Source organism: Micromonospora sp. DT43, from assembly GCF_049841645.1.
Classification (GTDB): domain Bacteria; phylum Actinomycetota; class Actinomycetes; order Mycobacteriales; family Micromonosporaceae; genus Micromonospora.
Map to the genome: position 1 here is coordinate 303,035 of NZ_JBNCKR010000003.1, position 16,796 is coordinate 319,830.

The following is a 16,796-nucleotide window of genomic DNA, read 5'->3' on the forward strand; positions in this document are numbered from 1 at the left end:
CCGCAAATGCTCACCATGACCGACAACGCCGTGCTCGTCATCCGTGACCTCGCCAACCAGCAGGACGTGGCCGAGGACGGTGGTGTGCGGATCGCCGCCGACGCCGACGCCGGATCGCTCACCGTGGAACTGGTGCCCGAGCCGGCGCAGGGCGATCACGTCGTCGACAACCAGGGCGCCCGGATCTTCCTCGACCCGGACGCCGCCGAACTGCTGGGCGACGCCTCGGTGGACGCCACAGTCGACGACGAGGGAATCATCCAGTTCGGGTTCACCGAGCAGCAGTAGCCGCCGAGCAGCGCTTTCTGGGCGGTTCTCACCGCAGCGATCGCCCTCGCTGCGGCGGGCCCGACCGGGGGTTCCACCCGGGCCCGGTGGCGTCGTCCGGTCGGGACAGCGCGGCGAGCACGTGTGCCAGGTGGTGCGACGTGCTCCACGCCGTCCAGCTGAGGATCGACCCAGCGCCGGCGCCCCGGCGGGCGCGGCGCTGCAACTCGTGGTCGCCCCAGGAGAAGGCCGCCCCGGCGCTCGACCAGTGCGGCGCCCCCACCAGCGTGCGGCACAGGTCGGCGAAGCGGTCGTCCCCCCGGCCGCCCCGCCGTGACCAGCGGTAGACCCACCAACAGTCGTCGGCGGTGTACCGCACGGTGGGCATCCGGTCGCCGGGATCGCCGGAGTCCGACAGCGCCGGCCCGACACCGTAGTCGCCGTAGTCCACCCCGATGTCGGCCAGCCGCCGCCAGAGTTGCCAGTCCCAGCGCTCCAGCCGGACCGGCTCGTCCACGGGCAGCCGGGACAGCGTCGGCGGCATACCTCCGGCCGCCACTGTCGCCGAGCGCCAGGCGTGGCGACGGGCCCAGTCCAGCAGCCGGCGTACCCGCGGCTCGGCCACCCGCACGTCCGCCGGGCAGCACACGTCGCCGGCGTCCACCAGCAGGTCGCACTCCTCCGGCGCGAGGCCGGTGAGTCGCCAGATCCGCTCGACGGCTGTCGTGTCCGCGTCCGGCCCCGCCCGGTCGTGCGCGGCGCGCAGCCGGACCATTGCCCCCCGCGCATACGCCCGGGCCGCCGTTCCGTGCGCGACCAGCCGCCGGTCACCCTCCGCGAGTCCGATGACGGGCATCAGCGGTACGCCCCACCCGGCCAGCTCCGTGTCGGTCGAGTCAGGCAGGGCGGTGACGTCGACGGCCGGTAACAGGCCGACCGGCAGCCGGCGCAGAGCGTCAGTGGTGGAGCGATCGACGGCGCTGATTTCCAGGATCGGGGCGAGCAGCGGGGCGACCGCGGGGTCGAGGTGGTTCAACGCTTCCAGCTCGCCGCGTCGGCGGCTGGCGAGGATGGGGCGGTAGACAGGTTCCGCCGCCCGGCCCCCGGAGGCGGGCACCATACCTCAATGTAGTCAGGCATTCGCATACGTCCACAGGTTTCGGGTCGACAATCCGCTGCCCGGCTGTCGGTTCGGCGACCGAAAAGAGCGCACGGCGCCGCTTCGACAGTGGTCGGAACGTCGCCGCGCTCTGGCCGTCTCCCACCACCGCAGCCGTTCGGCGGTACGCCGGCGGGGACCTGGCTCGACCGGCCACTCGCGCCGGTCTGGGTTTGTCGATCCCCGCTCGGCGCGGATCCAAACCTGCCGACCGTGTTGAATTCCACCATCTGCCAGTCCCGGCGTGACGCGCGACCGAACGGGGTATGAGCAGGCCATGGAGCATTTCACTATCGCGACAGTCGCCGAGAAGAGCCCGGACTTCCGGCGGGTGCTGTGGACCGGCGAGCACACCCAGCTGGTGATCATGACCATTCCGCCGGGCGGGGAGATCGGCGAGGAGGTGCACGAGGGGATCGACCAGATCCTGACCTTCGTCAGCGGGACGGGCGAGGCCCGGGTCGCCGGGGCCACGAAGGAGGTCGTCGCGGGCGACCTGGTCGTCGTGCCGTCCGGAACGAAGCACAACTTCGTCAACACCGGCCCGAACCCGCTGGTGCTCTACACCGTCTACGGGCCTCCCGAGCACGCCGACCAGGCCGTGCACCACACGAAGGAGGAGGCCGACAGGGCCGAGGAGGCCGGCGAGGACGAGCCGCCGACCGCCTGACGGCGGCGGCCTGATCCGGGCCGAAGCGGGTACGCCCCGCGGGTGCAGCAGCCGCCGATCTCCGACTACGCATTCCTGTCGGACTCCCGCTCCGGCGCGCTTGTCAGCAGGGACGGGTCGATCGACTGGTGGTGCCCGCAGCGGTTCGACAGCGCCTCGGTGTTCGGGCGGCTGCTCGACCCGAACGGGGGGCACTTCCGGTTGGCACCTGTCGGCGCCGGCGGCCCCGGCTACCGGGTTGAGCGTGCGTACCGGCCTGACACGCTTGTGCTGCGCACAGTGCATCACACCCCGCACGGCAGCGTGGCGGTGACGGACGCGCTCGCAGCCGAGATCGGCGCCCGCGCCCACGACCTTGGCAAGAACTCGCCCGCCGTGCTCATCCGGGTGGTCGAGGGCCTGTCCGGGCGGGTCCGGATGGCGCTGGACTTCGCCCCCCGCCCGGAGGACGGGCTGCTCACGCCGTACCTGCACGAGCAGCCCGGCGGCGGGGTGCTGGCCGGCGCCGGCCCGGTGGTGCTGGTGCTGCGCGCCGGAGACCTGCCGCTGCGGGCCGGTCGGGACCGGGTGACCCACGAGTTCGAGATCTCCACCGGCCAGGTCGTCGGGATGGACGTGGCGTTCGGGCAGACATACGGGACGCCGCCCGTCCGGCTGGACCCGCTCGCCGCCCTCGCCGAGACGACGCGGGCGTGGGAGGCGTTCCGCGAGACGCACGGGTACTCCGGCCGCTACCCCGAGCTGGTCCGGCACAGCGCGACGGTGCTGGGCGGCCTCACGTACGCCCGCAGCGGGGCGGTGATCGCGGCCCTGACCACCTCGTTGCCGGAGCGGATCGGCGGCGATCGCAACTACGACTACCGCTACTCCTGGCTGCGGGACTTCTCGCTGACCATGCGCGCGCTCTGGGTGGCTGCCTGCCCGGACGAGACGTCGCGGCTGTTCGCCTGGGTGGCCCGGTCGATCGGCCGGGTCGGCGACGAGCCGGTGCCTGTGGTCTTCGGCGTGGAGGGTGAACGTGACGTCTCCGAGCACCACTGTCATCACATACGCGGATACCTCGACAGTCGCCCGGTACGGATCGGCAACGACGCCTGGCGGCAGCGGCAGCTCGACGTGCCGGGTGAGGTGATGTCGGCGGTGTGGAGGCTGCGCGACTACCTCGGCGCCCCGTTCGAGGAGGAGCTGCGGGAGATGGTGCTCGGACTGACCGAGCAGGTCGCCTCGACCTGGCATCTGCCCGACCGGGGCATGTGGGAGACCCGGGACGAGGAGCGGCACTACCTCTCCTCGAAGGTCTCCTGCTGGCTGGCAATGGACCGCGCGGTGGGGCTCGCCGACCGGCTCGGTGATCGGGCCGACCCGCGTCGCTGGGCCGGCGTACGCGACGAGATCCGCGCGGCGGTGCTGCGCGAGGGGTGGAACGACCGGATCGGCGCGTTCACAGGCGCGTTCGGCTCGCCGGAGCTGGACGCCTCGGTGCTGGCGCTGCCGGTGGCGCACTTCCTGCCGGCCACCGATCCGCGTATGCGGTCGACGATCGCCGTGGTGGAGCGGGAGCTGGGCACGGACGACGGGCTGGTCCGGCGGTGGACGACCGACCCGGCCGGGTTCCTGCTGTGCTCGTTCTGGCTGGTGGAGTGCCTGGTGATGGCGGGTGAGCAGCGCCGGGCCGAGGAGCTGTTCGAACGGGTGGTGGGCAACGCCAACGACGTGGGGCTGTTCAGCGAGCAGATCGACCTGACCACCGGCGCGCAGCTCGGCAACACGCCCCAGGCGCTGTCGCACATCGGGCTGATCAACGCGGCCTGGCGGCTGACCGAACCGGAGAGTTTCTGACCGGCCCGCCGGAAGCCGGCGACTACCGCTCAGGCCAGCACGGGTACGCCGGAGACGTCGACCGTCTCCGGATACTTCAGCCCCGCGCCGGTGTTGAGCACCACCACCCGTTCCCCGGCGCGGATCCAGCCACCGGCGCGCAGCTGCCGCGCCGCGGTCAGGCAGGCCGCGCCCTCCGGGCAGAGCAGCAGACCCTCGCGGGCCGCGAAGTCGCGCAGGTCGGCCAGGATCTCGGCGTCGTCGACGGCGACCGCGGTGCCGGCGGACGCCCGCAGCGCGGCGAGGATCAGCTCGTCGCCCAACGGGGACGGCACGGTGATACCGAACGCCACCGTGTGCGCGTCCTCCCACGGCCGGGCCCGGGACTCGCCGGCGGCGAAGGCCCGCACGATCGGCGCGCACCCGGTCGACTGCACCGCCACCAGCCGGGGCAGCTTGTCGCCGACCCAGCCCAACTCGCGCATCTCGTGCAGCGCCTTGTGGATGCCGATCAGACCGACCCCGCCACCCGTCGGATAGATGATCACGTCGGGCACCTGCCAGCCGAGCTGCTCGACGATCTCGTACCCCATCGTCTTCTTGCCCTCCAGCCGGTAGGGCTCGCGCAGCGTGCCGGCGTCGAAGATCGCCCCATCGGACTCGGCGATCAGCTCGGCCACCCGGCGGCCCGCGTCGCTGATCAGTCCATCCACCAGGCGCAGGTCGGCTCCGGCGGCCACGCACTCGCGGCGGCAGATCGTCGGTGCCGCCAGCGGCATCACGATTGTGGCGCCCATCCCGGCGCGTGCCGCGTACGTCGCCCACGCCGAACCGGCGTTGCCGTTGGTGGGCATCGCGATCCGCTCGACGCCCAACTCGCGAGCCCGACTCACGCCGACCGCCGCGCCGCGCGCCTTGAACGAGCCGGTCGGGATCAACCCCTCGTCCTTGACCATCAGGTCCGCGATGCCGATCTCCGCGCCGTACGACGGGGTGCGCAGCAGCGGCGTCCAGCCCTCACCGAGCGTGGTGACGTGCCGGGGATCGGCGACGGGCAGCAGCTCCCGGTACCGCCACAGGTCGGCCGGGCGCAGGCCGAAACGCTCCGGGGTGACCGCCTTCGCCACCGCCGGCAGGTCGTAGCGGGCCAGCAGTGGTGAGCCGCACTCGCAGAGGTTCTGTAGCTTGTCGGCGGCGTACTCCAGGCCGCAGCGTGGGCAGTCCAGGTGGGTCAGGTACACGTCGCTCCTCGCCGTCAGGCCGCGTCGATGCTCAGCCACCGTCGGCTGCGCCGGCCCGGCTCGTAGACCGAGTCCAGCCGCTTGGCGACCACCCCGGGCAGCCCCTGCTCCCGTCCGGTGCTCAGGGCCTCGTTGCCGGCACCGGGAAACCACGGCGGAGTCTGCCAGTGCGTACCGGCCAACGCCAGTCCATCGAGCAGTTCCCGGCGTTGCGCGTACGGGACGTCGACGCTGCTCACGCCCTCCAACCACAGCAGGTCGACGACCAGGTACGCCGCCCCGGCCGGAACCCGGCCACCGCTGGCGGGACGCGCGGGGCGCACCCGGCCGGAGCCGTCGACGCGGACGAGCACGCCGTCGAGCACCGCCTCGGTGGGCGCCAGCGCCTCGGCCAGCGCGCGCAGCCACGGGTAGCCGTCGGTGATCTCCTCGTCGGTCTCGGAGAGCAGCCGCAACCGCCCGCCGGCGGCGTACGCCATCGCCCGGACCCCGTCCCAGCGCAGCTCGTACCCCCACGCGTCGTGGTCGCCGGGCAGCCCGGCGGCGGGCGTGGTGTGCATCGGGCGGACCAGCTCGGGCATCGGCGTCCAACCCGGCGGCGGGGGATCGGTGCGGCGGATCATCCAGTCCCGACCACCGGTGGCGAACAGCGCGTAGCGGCCGGCGGTGCGGTCGCCGGAGAGCGTCACGATGACCTCGTCGTCGCGCCACTTCTCGCAGCGGTACGTGCCCCGGTCGTGGATGACCATCCGACCGCCCCCGTACTCGCCGGCGGGGATCTCACCGGAGAAGTCCAGGTACTCCATCGGGTGATCCTCGGTGTGCACGGCGAGATGGTTGCGGCCCGGGTCGCGGGGCAGACCCCGGGGTACCGCCCAGGACGCGAGCACGCCCTCGTGCTCCAGCCGCAGGTCCCAGTGCAGGCTGCGGGCGTGGTGCTGCTGGATGACGAAGCGCCCGGCGCCCTCGTCGGGCCCCGTCGCCGTGGGCCCGCGTTCCGGCACGGGCTCGGGCGTACGGGCCGCGTCGCGCCGACGCCGGTACTCCTCCAGCCGATCCGTCACACCGGCATTCTCCGGCAAACCGGCCCATTGCGCTGACCACCGGAGTGTCCGGTTCGCTCGGCGTCCGGGGGCGCGGCGGGGTAGAACGGACCTCATGGACCTCAGCGACCAGCCCACCGCCCTGCTCCCGGGTGACGTGCGGATGCCTCTGCTCGGCTTCGGCACCTGGCAGGCCACCGGCCAGGCGGGTTACGACGCGGTGCTGGCCGCGCTCGACACCGGCTACCGGCACCTCGACACCGCCACCATGTACGGCAACGAGCGGGAGGTCGGCCGGGCGGTCCAGGAGAGCGGGCTGCGTCGCGAGGACGTCTTCATCACCACCAAGCTCCCGCCGGACCGGTTGGGCCGGGAGCGCGAGACGTTGCAGGCCAGCCTGGAGGCGCTCGGCGTCGACCAGGTGGACCTCTGGTTGATCCACTGGCCGCCCTCGTCGCCGGCGGACAGCATCCCGCTGTGGCGTGAGTTGCTTGCCGCCCGGGACGAGAACCTGACCCGGGCCGTCGGGGTCAGCAACTACAGCACGGGCGAGATCGACGAGTTGATCCAGTCGACGGAGGAGAACCCGGCGGTCAACCAGATCCGGTGGAGCCCCGCGCTGTACGACAGGCAGCGGCACGCCGAGCACCGGGACCGGGGAGTGGTGCTGGAGGGGTACAGCCCGTTCAAGACCAGCGACCTCAGCGATCCGGTGCTGACCAGGATCGCGGCGGCGCACGGGGTCTCGCCGGCGCAGGTGGTGCTGCGGTGGCACATCGACCACGAGATCGTGGTGATTCCGAAGTCGGTGACCCCGGAGCGGATCAGCGCAAACTTCGACGTCTTCCACTTCTCGTTGACGGCGGAGGAGATGCGCGACATCGACGCGCTCGGCGACGTCTGAACCGGCGGAATCCTTCACGGCGTGACTCGAAAGTGAAGGCTATCGACATCGACGCTCATGACGGTATAGCGTGCCGTCATCACGTGCGTCGATGCGTGTGAACCCCTCGCCGCTGGAGGACCGCCATGGCCCGATCCCCGTCCGTCCGTCTGCGTCGCCGTGGGGTGCTCGGCATCCCCGCCCTGGTGGCCGCCGCGCTTACCACTCTCGCCGTCCGACCGGCCCCGGCGAACGCCGCCCCGAAGGCCGAGTGCCTGGCCGACCTGCTGCGGGACGCCTGATGGCGACTGTTCCGTGGCTCGTGGACGTGCTGCGCGGCGCCGGGGTCCAGGTCGTCGTCGAGGGCGACTGGCTCAACCGGATGCGGCCCGGCTCCTTCGACCCGATCGGGGTGCTCTGGCACCACACCGCCTCGACCTCCAGCGCCAGCAACCCGCACCCGGCGCTCGGCATCTGCATCAACGGCCGCTCCGACCTGGCCGGCCCGCTCTGTCAGGCGCTCGTCGACTACAACGGCGTCTTCCACGTCATCTCCGCGGGCCGCTGCAACCACGCCGGGGTCAGCGGCGGTAGCGGCCCCATCCCCGCCGGCGACGGCAACACCCTCATGATCGGGTGGGAGATCGACTACAACGGTGTCGACCAGCAGATGACCACCGCGCAGTACACCGCGTCGATCGCCGCCACCGCCGCCGTACTCACCCGGCTCGGCCGGGACAGCAGCTACGCCCGGGGGCACCGGGAAACCAGCACCACCGGCAAGATCGACCCGTCCTTCATCGACCTGAACGTGATGCGCGCCGACGTGGCGGCGAAGATGGCCGGCGGTGGTACGGCATGGTCGTCCACCGTGGACAACACGACCTCCGGCCGGTTCACCGCCAGCGCGAACTGGGGCGTCTCGACGTTCTCCAGCCAGCGGTACGGCGCCGACTACCGGTACGCCGACCCGCTCGCCGCCAGCGACCCCGCCTGGTACCGGTTCAACGTGCCGGCAACCGGCAACTACCGGGTCGAGGCCTGGTGGCCGACGAACAGCGGCTACAACAGCGCCACCCCGTACATCGTCGCCACCACCACCGGCAACAAGACGGTGTACGTGGACCAGCGGGTGACCGGCGGACAGTGGCGGGTCCTGGGCACGTTCGCGCTGCCGGCGGGGGACGCCAACCGGGTCGCGGTGAGCCGCTGGAGCAACGCGACGGGCCTGGTCATCGCCGACGCCGTACGCCTCACCCGGCTCTGACGCGCCCTGATCCACCCTGACGCGCCAGCCTCGGCTTGATCGACTCGAATCCCTGGAAGTCGGGGTGTCCCACGTGCGAGGATGCCCCGACTTCAAGGAACCCGAGTGGATCAAGCCCAAGTTGTGGGGGCGCGACCGGACGGTCGCGCCCCCACCGCGTGCTCAGGAGCGGGAGCAGGTCGTCCCGTTGAGCGCAAAGCTGCTCGGGGACGAGTACGACCCGCTCAGCGTCCCCTGGTAGCCGAAGCTGGCCGTGCCGCCGGGTGCGACCGAGCCGTTGTGGCTGACGTTGCGGGCGGTCACCGCCGACCCGCTCTGGCTCACCGTGGCGTTCCAGGCGTTGGTGACCTGCTGCCCGCCGGGCAGGCTGTAGGTGAGCGTCCAGCCGTTGAGCGTGCTGGACCCGGTGTTGGTGATCTGCACGTCCGCGGTGAAGCCGTTGTTCCACGCGTTCGCCGTGTACTTCACCGCGCACCGGGCGCCACCGCTCGGCGGCGGGGTGGTCGGGTTGGTCGGCGGGGTGCCGCCACCGTTGACGTTTGCCGAGAACGAGGTCACCGCGAGACCCACGCCGCCCTGCCACGGCTCGAAGCCAGCCTGAATGCTGGTCAGGTACCAGGAGTTGCTGATCGCGCCCCGGTTGCGGGTGTCGTTGATGAAGTCCAGCACGCTGAAGTTCAGGCTGGAGGTCGCCGACTGCGCGACGTACGAGATGACGTTGTTGGAGCCGTTGCTGCCCCGCCAGACCTCCCAGGTGCGGCCGGCCAGGTTGGTCGTGCCGACCACCGAGCCGATGGGCTGGATCGAACCCTGGCGGTTGAGCCAGATCATGATCTCCATCTGGTTGACACCGTCCCGCTTGGGCGACGGGTCCAGCCAGATATCGTACGACGCGTTGTAGGTGGCGCCGCTGACGTACCGGTAGGAGATGCTGCTGGTGGCGCTGCTGATCTGGCTCACCTGAATCGGCAGGTTCGTGCCGGGGGAGCAGTTGGTGTAGTGACAACCGAAGAAAATCGAGGGGTACGCCGTGGGCGCGCCGTTGGTGGGGCTGCTGCCGTTCAGGGTGGTGATCTCGAAGCCGTTGCTTGTGGCGTTGATGCACTGCTGGGCGGTGGTGCCCCAGCGGTTGTTCTGCACGACGTAGCGGCCCCCGACGACCGTCGAGCCGTACTGTTCGCAGATCTGGGTGTCGGCGGAGGCGTTGCCGCCGAGGGCCACGGCGACGAGTGAGCTGGCGACCAGCAGCCCGGCGGCGGCCAGGGCCCGAATTTGACGTTTCATGACGCTCCTTGACTCGGCGCGTGCCGGGCGCCGGATGTGGTGGGGTGGTGCGGGAGCGCTCCCACGCTCAACGACACATTTACATGCCTGAAACTGGTGCGCAACCGCCCGCGTCAAACTGGTGAATTGTGAGGATTGCCATCCTGCCGCCGAACGGGCGTCGAACGGCGGCCAGCTAAGCGGCGCGAACCGCCGACGAGCGCCTCCGGCGGGCCGAACGGGCTCTGGTGTGCGCCGATCGCTCCGAGTAGCGTGTTGCCTCCGACGCGTGCCGCTCCCCCTCCGGAGGCGTACACCACCATGGCAGGCTCCCCCCTGCGCATTCTCATCGTCGGCGCGGGCATCGCCGGCCTGGCCGTGGCCCGGGCCCTGCGCCTGGCGGGCTTCCGGCCGGACGTCACCGACAAGCTGCCCCCGGGGGAGTCGACCGAGACCGGCCTCTACCTGCCGGGCAACGCCGCCCGCGCGCTGCACCGGCTGGACCTGCACGACCCGGTCCGGCCTCTCGGGCAGGTGATCCGCCGGCAGCGCTTCTTCGACGCCGCCGGGCTGCCCCTCTGCGAGGTGGACCTCGACGCCCTCTGGTCCGGCGTCGGCGAGTGCCGGGCGCTGCCCCGGGCAGACCTGCACCGGGTGCTGCTCAGCGGCGCCGGCGGCGCCGTCCGACACGGCGCCGAGGTCCGCACCCTCGACCTGCTGTCGCGCGCGGTAGGGGTCACCTTCACCGACGGCACCAGCACCGAGTACGACCTGGTCATCGGCGCCGACGGGCCACGTTCGTCGGTCCGGGCCCTGGCCGCGCTCGGCGGGCCGCCCCGCCCGGCCGGGCACGTCGTCTACCGCGCCGTCCTGCGCGACGGCCCGCCCGTCACCGACTGGACCGCCCTGCTCGGGCAGCGCTCCGGCCTGCTGCTGGTGCCGATAGGGGAGGGGCGGCTGCACTGCTACGCCGACGAAGCAGGCACCGAGCCGCCCGCCGATCCGCTGGCCCGGCTGCGCGAACTCTTCGCCGACTACCGGGGCCCGGTGCCCGAGGTGCTGGAGATGCTGGACCGGGTGCACGCCGGGATCACCGACGAGGTCGAGTTGGGTCGCTGGTACCGGGGGCGGGTGCTGCTGGTCGGCGATGCCGCGCACGCCACCGCGCCGACCCTGTCCCAGGGTGCCGCGATGGCCCTGGAGGACGCCGTGGTGCTGGCCGAGTCGCTGCGCGCCGCCGGGAGCGTGGAGGCGGCCCTCGTGGCGTACGAGAGTCGTCGTCGCCCGCGTACCCGCTGGGTGGCCGACCGGACCCGCGACCGCAACCGCACCAGGGACGTGCCGCCGGCGCTGCGCGACCCGCTGCTGCGCGGACGCGGCGGACGCATCTTCGGGGAGCACTACCGGTTGCTGGTCGGCCCGCTGTAGGCCCGTAGTAGATCGTGTCACGCCACCCCACGCGGCGCTGCGACCTGCCGAGGACTATCCTCCTTGCGGATGACGGCCCGCAGATAACAGCGTGTGCCGAGCGGGACAACCGAGAACCGGAGGCCACTCGTGACCACCGTCGCACCCAAGCCGGTCGTGACCCGGCCCTGGCCGGTCCGGGAGCCGGTCAAGGGGTCGGCCATCGCGCGGCTGCTGCGTACCACGGACGCGAAGCAGATCGGGATCATGTACATGGTCACCGCGTTCGCGTTCTTCTTGATCGGCGGCCTGATGGCCCTGGTCATGCGGGCTGAGCTGGCCCGACCCGGGCTGCAGTTCCTGTCGCCCGAGCAGTACAACCAGCTCTTCACGATGCACGGCACGATCATGCTGCTGTTCTTCGCGACGCCGATCGTGTTCGCCTTCGCGAACTACATCGTGCCGATCCAGATCGGCGCGCCCGACGTTTCCTTCCCCCGCCTGAACAGCTTCGCCTACTGGCTGTACCTGTTCGGCGGCACGATTGCGACGGCAGGCTTCCTCACCCCGGGCGGCGCCGCCGACTTCGGCTGGTTCGCGTACGCGCCGCTGAGCAGCGTCGAGCACTCGCCCGGCGTCGGCGCCAACATGTGGATCATGGGTCTGGCCATCTCCGGCCTGGGCACCATCCTCGGTGCGGTGAACATGATCACCACGGTGCTCACCCTGCGTGCGCCCGGCATGACCATGTTCCGGATGCCGATCTTCACGTGGAACATCCTGGTCACCAGCCTGCTGGTGATCCTGGTCTTCCCCCTGCTGGCCGCCGCGCTGTTCGCGCTCGCTGCGGACCGCATCCTCGGCGCCCACGTGTACGACGCGGCGACCGGTGGACCGATGCTCTGGCAGCACCTGTTCTGGTTCTTCGGGCACCCCGAGGTCTACATCGTGGCGCTGCCGTTCTTCGGCATCATCAGCGAGATCATCCCGGTCTTCTCCCGCAAGCCGATCTTCGGCTACAAGGGTCTGGTCGCCGCGACCGTCGCGATCGCCGCGCTCTCCATGAGCGTCTGGGCGCACCACATGTTCGCCACCGGCCAGGTCCTGCTGCCGTTCTTCAGCTTCCTGAGCTACCTGATCGCCGTGCCGACCGGCATGAAGTTCTTCAACTGGATCGGCACCATGTGGCGGGGCCAGATCAGCTTCGAGACGCCCATGCTGTGGGCGGTCGGCTTCCTGGTCACCTTCCTCTTCGGCGGTCTCACCGGTGTGCTGCTGGCCAGCCCGCCGCTCGACTTCCACGTGTCGGACTCGTACTTCGTGGTGGCGCACTTCCACTACGTGCTCTTCGGCACCATCGTGTTCGCGGTCTTCGCGGGCATCTACTTCTGGTTCCCGAAGATGTTCGGCCGGATGCTCGACGAGCGCCTGGGCAAGGTGCACTTCTGGCTCACCATGATCGGTTTCCACACCACCTTCCTGGTGCAGCACTGGCTCGGCGCCGAGGGCATGCCCCGTCGGTACGCCGACTACCTGCCCGGCGACGGCTTCACCACGCTGAACACGATCTCCACGATCGGCGCGTTCATCACCGGTATCTCCACGCTGCCGTTCATCTACAACTGCTGGAAGTCGTACAAGACCGGCCCCGTGGTCGAGGTGAACGACCCCTGGGGTCACGGCAACTCGCTGGAGTGGGCGACCAGCAGCCCGCCGCCGCTGCGCAACTTCGACCGGATGCCCCGCATCCGTTCGGAGCGGCCGGCGTTCGACATGAAGTTCCCGGAGCTGGCCGCCGGTCAGACCCTGGCCGGCCCGCCGGAGGGTGGCTCCAAGCCGCTCACCAGTGAGTCGGACGGTGGCGCTCGCTACAGCGAGGACACCGCCAGCGACATCGACAGGCACTGACGCTCGACCCGCTCAGCAGTACGACGGGCGCCGCCCCCGGGACACCCGGGAGCGGCGCCCGTCGCCATGTCCAGCCCACGCCCACCCTCGTCTCAGGCGGCTCGGCCAAACGCCGTCGCCTGCCCAATCGGTTCACGCGGTCAGGCCGCTTCACGCGGTCAGGCCGCTTCACGTGGTGGGGCCGCATCACGTGGTGGGGCCGCATCACGTGGTGGGGCCGCATCGTAGGTCGGGCGCTTCGGCCGGTGGGGTGGCTTGGCCGGTCCGGTCGTTCGACCCGGTTCCGTCGCTCGGGCTGGATCGCGCCCGCGCCGACGCGGTCCGGGCACCCCGGCGGGTCAATGGGGCTCCGGACCGTGTTGGGCTGTTGAGCCGTATGACTGTGAGTCATATTTATGACTCACAGTCATACGTGTTCTCGGCAAGTGTGCCGCCGACGAAGCCGCTGTGGCGGCTCCACTGATTGCGGTCGCGAGGGCGCTGCAAGCGAAGCGTGGCCGGCCCGGTGCGGCCCGGCCCGGTGCGGTGCGGCGCGGCCCGGTGCGGTGCGGCGCGGCCCGGTGCGGTGCGGCGCGGCCCGGCCTGGCCCGGCCCGGCGCGGCCCGGCCTGGCCCGGTGCGGCGCGATGAGGCATCGGCCCGGCCGGCGGTTGCGTTGTCCTCAGCGAGTGGCGGCGGCGAACTCGGCCTCGGCGGGCGGCACCGCCGCGAGGGCGTCGGCGTGGCGACGGCGGCGCAGTTCGCCGGGGAGCACGGCCAGGGTGACCAGTGCGCCGAGCGCTCCGGTCACCGCGAAGCCCCAGAGCGGTGCGCTCGCGTCGATCACCGCGCCGGCGAGCGGTGCGCCGACCGCGATGCCGACGGTGACCGCCGAGCCGTGCAGGCCCATCGCTTCGCCGCGTACCTCGGCGGGGGCCAGGCGGCTGATCGCGTCGGAGGAGGCCGCGATGGTCGGCGCGCAGAGCGCGCCGGCCGGGATCAACGCGAGGCAGAGCAGCCACCAGTGGGCGCCGCCCAGCCCGACCGGGATGGTGCAGAGCGCGAGCGCGGCGGTGAGGACCAGCGGAGAGAGCGAGCGGCGCACCGCCCCGTAGGCGAAGCCGCCGGCCAGGGAGGCGATCGCCCAGCCGGCCAGCACGGCGCCGGTCCAGCTGACCTCGCCGCTGGCCCGCAGGACGGCCACCACGGCGACGTCGGTGCCGCCGAGCACCAGGGTGGCGGCGGCGCTGAGCGCCAGAACGGCGAACAGCCGGGGCGTCAGCCACTCCCGGCGAGGCACGTGGCGCCGCGGGCCGGACGGTTCGGCGGCACTGCGGATCGGCGGGTTCACCAGCCACAGGGCGATGCCGGCAGCGACGATGCCGCCGCCGACGAGGTACATGGTGGTCTGCGCCGAGATCGCGGTGACGAGGGCCACCGCCAGCGCCGGGCCGATCATGAAGGACAGTTCGACGGACATCGAGTCCAACGCGTACGCCGGCCGTCGTTGATCTTCCGGAACCAGCGCTGCGATCGACTGGCGGACCACCGAGAAGATGGGCAGGGCCAGCGAACCGGCCACGAAGGCGGTCGGCAGCAGCAGTGGGTACGGCAACGACGGCGCGGTGGCCCAGAACAGCGCCTCGGCGATACCGGTGAGCGCCAGCACCGGACGCAGACCACGCCTGTCGACCAGACGGCCGAGCAGCGGCCCACCGATCGCCGCGCCCACCGTGATGGCGGCGCCCACCAGACCGGCCGCGCCGTAGCCCCGGTCCAGGTCGAGCACCACGTGGAAGGTCAGCGTGACCCCGGTCGCCGTGAGCGGGATGCGGGCGAGGACGGCGACCAGCAGCAGCGACCGCAGGCCGGGCAGGGCGAGGGCTGTCCGGTAAGGCTTGATGTTCACGTTGGTCCGTACCTCCGGCGCCATCCTCGACGGGCGGCGGACCGTTGGCCAACCAATTACCGCCTCATGCGGCCCTGATCACAGGCTCGCCGTGCAGGATCACCCCGGCGCCGTCCATCGCCCGCAGCGCCACGTCGGTGGTCTCCGGCGCCACCGCGGCGGTCAGCTCCAGCAGGACGGTGGTGGCGAAGCCCTCCCGGGCGGCGTCGAGCGCGGTGGCGCGGACGCAGTGGTCGGTGGCGATACCGACCACGTCGACCCGGTCCACGTCGTGCCGGCGCAGCCAGTCGGCCAGGCACTCGCCGTCGTCGGCGTGGCCCTCGAACCCGGAGTACGCGGCCGCGTGCTCACCCTTGTGGAAGATCGCCTCGACCCGTCCGGTCTCCAGCTCCGGGTGGAACTCCGAGCCGCTGGTGCCGACCACACAGTGCCGGGGCCACGACTCGACGAAGTCCGGCGGATCACCGAAGTGCGCGCCCGGGTCGACGTGGTAATCCTTCGTGGCGACCACGTGCCGCCACCGGTCCGGCTCGGCGGCGAGCAGCCGGGAGATCCCGGCGGCCACTCCGGCGCCGCCCGGGACGGCGAGTGGGCCGCCCTCGCAGAAGTCGTTCTGCACGTCCACGATGATCAGCGCGTCGGCCATCGGGATCTGCCTCTCGTGTCGGGTTGGCGGGAGGGCTCAGGCGGCGGGTACGACTGTCACCGGCACGGCCGGGTCGCCTGCGGAGAGCTTCAGCCCCTCCCACGGGATGGAGATGAGGCACTCGCGCAGGTGTTCCCGGGACTCGTCGAGGCTGGGCAGGGCGACGGGTTCACCGTCGATCACGTACGAGCGCTGGAGCAGCCGGTCGTTTGCCTGCCGGTCGGGCACACCCTGCGGGACGATGATCTCGTCCGTCGCGGTGCCTGTCGGCTTGTGCCGGCGGACCGCCACCTTCCGCCCACCGATGGTGGCCTTGTGCTCGGACCGCTTCACCACCGGCCGGCCCTCGACCTCGACGAGCTTGTAGACCAGCCCCGCCGTGGGTGCCCCGGAGCCGGTCACGACGGCCGTCCCCGCGCCGTATATGTCCACCGGCTCGGCGGCCAGCGAGGCGATGGAGTACTCGTCCAGGTCACCCGAAACGATGATCTTCGTCTCGGTGGCGCCCAGCGAGTCCAGCAGTTCCCGGGACTGCTGCGCGATCACCGCCAGGTCACCCGAGTCGATCCGGATCGCCCGCAGCTCCGGCCCGGCCACCGCGATGGCGTTGCGGATGCCCTGGCTGATGTCGTACGTGTCGACAAGCAGCGTGGTGTCCTTGCCCAGCGTGGCCACCTGCGAGGCGAACGCCGTCCGCTCGTCGTCGTGCAGCAGGGTGAACGCGTGTGCCGCCGTGCCCGCCGTGGGGATGCCGTAGCGCTCCCCGGCGGCCAGGTTGGAGGTGAACCGGAATCCGGCCAGGTACGCGGCCCGCGCCGCCGCCACCGCCGCCTCCTCGTGTGCCCGGCGCGATCCCATCTCGATAAGTGCCCGGCCCCGGGCGGCGGTGACCATCCGCGCCGCGGCCGCCGCCACCGCGCAGTCGTGGTTGAGCACGGACAACGCCACCGTCTCCAGCACCACGCACTCGGCGAAGCCGCCGGAGACGGTCAGGATCGGCGAGCCGGGGAAGAACAGCTCGCCCTCGGCGTACCCGTCGATGTCGCCCGTGAAGCGGTAGTCGGTGAGCCAGGCCGCGGCGGCTTCGTCGACCACCCCGGTGCGGCGCAGGAAGTCGACCTCCGCCGGGTCGAACCGGAAGTCACGGATCAGCTCGATGAGCCGCGCGGTGCCGGCGACGACGCCGTAGCGCCGGCCGCTGGGCAGCCGACGGCTGAACACCTCGAAGACACAGCGACGGTCGGCGGTGCCGTCCTTGAGTGCGGCGCTGACCATGGTCAGCTCGTAGTGGTCGGTCAGCAGCGCGGGGCGGAGGGTGCTCACCGCCCCAGCCTAAG

Annotated in this window: 15 protein-coding genes; 8 read left to right on the forward strand and 7 right to left on the reverse strand. The window is 71.6% G+C overall.

Annotation, left to right across the window (positions count from 1 at the left end; genetic code table 11):
* Nucleotides 1–6 precede the first annotated feature (6 nt).
* Nucleotides 7–288 (forward strand): adhesin, encoded by a 282-nt coding sequence (locus ACLQ26_RS09180; RefSeq protein ID WP_363678994.1) that lies wholly within the window; start codon nt 7–9, stop codon nt 286–288.
* 28 nt (nt 289–316) lie between these two features.
* On the opposite strand, the gene ACLQ26_RS09185 is transcribed toward ACLQ26_RS09180, so the two are convergent.
* The gene (locus tag ACLQ26_RS09185; RefSeq protein WP_425744031.1) at nt 317–1,387 is read right to left on the reverse strand and encodes a beta family protein; all 1,071 of its coding nucleotides are present in this window, start codon (nt 1,385–1,387) and stop codon (nt 317–319) included.
* 316 nt (nt 1,388–1,703) lie between these two features.
* Here ACLQ26_RS09185 and ACLQ26_RS09190 point away from each other — a divergent pair, with 316 nt between their 5' ends.
* Nucleotides 1,704–2,096: a cupin domain-containing protein gene (locus ACLQ26_RS09190; RefSeq protein ID WP_363678998.1), complete on the forward strand. Its 393-nt coding sequence runs from the start codon at nt 1,704–1,706 to the stop codon at nt 2,094–2,096.
* Nucleotides 2,097–2,138: 42 nt separating this feature from the next.
* The gene (locus tag ACLQ26_RS09195) at nt 2,139–3,935 is read left to right on the forward strand and encodes a glycoside hydrolase family 15 protein (RefSeq protein ID WP_425744032.1); all 1,797 of its coding nucleotides are present in this window, start codon (nt 2,139–2,141) and stop codon (nt 3,933–3,935) included.
* Between the two features lie 29 nt (nt 3,936–3,964).
* On the opposite strand, the gene ACLQ26_RS09200 is transcribed toward ACLQ26_RS09195, so the two are convergent.
* Nucleotides 3,965–5,155 (reverse strand): threonine synthase, encoded by a 1,191-nt coding sequence (locus tag ACLQ26_RS09200; RefSeq protein ID WP_425744033.1) that lies wholly within the window; start codon nt 5,153–5,155, stop codon nt 3,965–3,967.
* A gap of 14 nt (nt 5,156–5,169) precedes the next feature.
* Complete coding sequence (locus ACLQ26_RS09205) at nt 5,170–6,219, reverse strand: DNA polymerase ligase N-terminal domain-containing protein (RefSeq protein WP_425744034.1); 1,050 nt, start codon at nt 6,217–6,219, stop codon at nt 5,170–5,172.
* Nucleotides 6,220–6,313: 94 nt separating this feature from the next.
* Here ACLQ26_RS09205 and ACLQ26_RS09210 point away from each other — a divergent pair, with 94 nt between their 5' ends.
* From ACLQ26_RS09210 to ACLQ26_RS09220, 3 genes are all read left to right on the forward strand, one after another.
* Nucleotides 6,314–7,102 (forward strand): aldo/keto reductase, encoded by a 789-nt coding sequence (locus ACLQ26_RS09210; RefSeq protein WP_425744035.1) that lies wholly within the window; start codon nt 6,314–6,316, stop codon nt 7,100–7,102.
* 125 nt (nt 7,103–7,227) lie between these two features.
* Entirely contained in the window at nt 7,228–7,383 is a 156-nt protein-coding gene (locus tag ACLQ26_RS09215; protein WP_425744036.1) for a hypothetical protein, read from the forward strand.
* Complete coding sequence (locus ACLQ26_RS09220) at nt 7,383–8,348, forward strand: N-acetylmuramoyl-L-alanine amidase (RefSeq protein WP_425744037.1); 966 nt, start codon at nt 7,383–7,385, stop codon at nt 8,346–8,348. Before ACLQ26_RS09215 ends, ACLQ26_RS09220 begins: the two co-directional genes overlap by 1 nt.
* A gap of 162 nt (nt 8,349–8,510) precedes the next feature.
* On the opposite strand, the gene ACLQ26_RS09225 is transcribed toward ACLQ26_RS09220, so the two are convergent.
* Entirely contained in the window at nt 8,511–9,632 is a 1,122-nt protein-coding gene (locus tag ACLQ26_RS09225) for a GH12 family glycosyl hydrolase domain-containing protein (protein WP_425744038.1), read from the reverse strand.
* Between the two features lie 300 nt (nt 9,633–9,932).
* On the opposite strand from ACLQ26_RS09225, the gene ACLQ26_RS09230 reads away from it, so the two are divergent.
* Together ACLQ26_RS09230 and ctaD are read left to right on the forward strand one after the other, a co-directional pair.
* Entirely contained in the window at nt 9,933–11,039 is a 1,107-nt protein-coding gene (locus ACLQ26_RS09230; RefSeq protein ID WP_425744039.1) for an FAD-dependent monooxygenase, read from the forward strand.
* 129 nt (nt 11,040–11,168) lie between these two features.
* Nucleotides 11,169–12,926 carry an aa3-type cytochrome oxidase subunit I gene (ctaD, locus tag ACLQ26_RS09235; RefSeq protein ID WP_363679022.1) on the forward strand — a complete coding sequence of 586 codons (1,758 nt, stop codon included), beginning with the start codon at nt 11,169–11,171 and terminating at the stop codon, nt 12,924–12,926.
* Between the two features lie 660 nt (nt 12,927–13,586).
* On the opposite strand, the gene ACLQ26_RS09240 is transcribed toward ctaD, so the two are convergent.
* The 3 genes from ACLQ26_RS09240 to ACLQ26_RS09250 are packed head-to-tail and all read right to left on the reverse strand — an operon-like array spanning nt 13,587 to nt 16,782.
* Nucleotides 13,587–14,837, reverse strand: coding sequence for an MFS transporter (locus tag ACLQ26_RS09240; RefSeq protein WP_425744040.1), 1,251 nt, complete (start codon nt 14,835–14,837; stop codon nt 13,587–13,589).
* 40 nt (nt 14,838–14,877) lie between these two features.
* On the reverse strand, nt 14,878–15,459 hold the full coding sequence (locus ACLQ26_RS09245; RefSeq protein WP_425744041.1) for an isochorismatase family protein: 582 nt from the start codon (nt 15,457–15,459) through the stop codon (nt 14,878–14,880).
* Nucleotides 15,460–15,495: 36 nt separating this feature from the next.
* Nucleotides 15,496–16,782, reverse strand: a complete 1,287-nt coding sequence (locus ACLQ26_RS09250) for a nicotinate phosphoribosyltransferase (protein ID WP_425744042.1) — start codon at nt 16,780–16,782, stop codon at nt 15,496–15,498.
* Between the last annotated feature and the right edge of the window lie 14 nt (nt 16,783–16,796).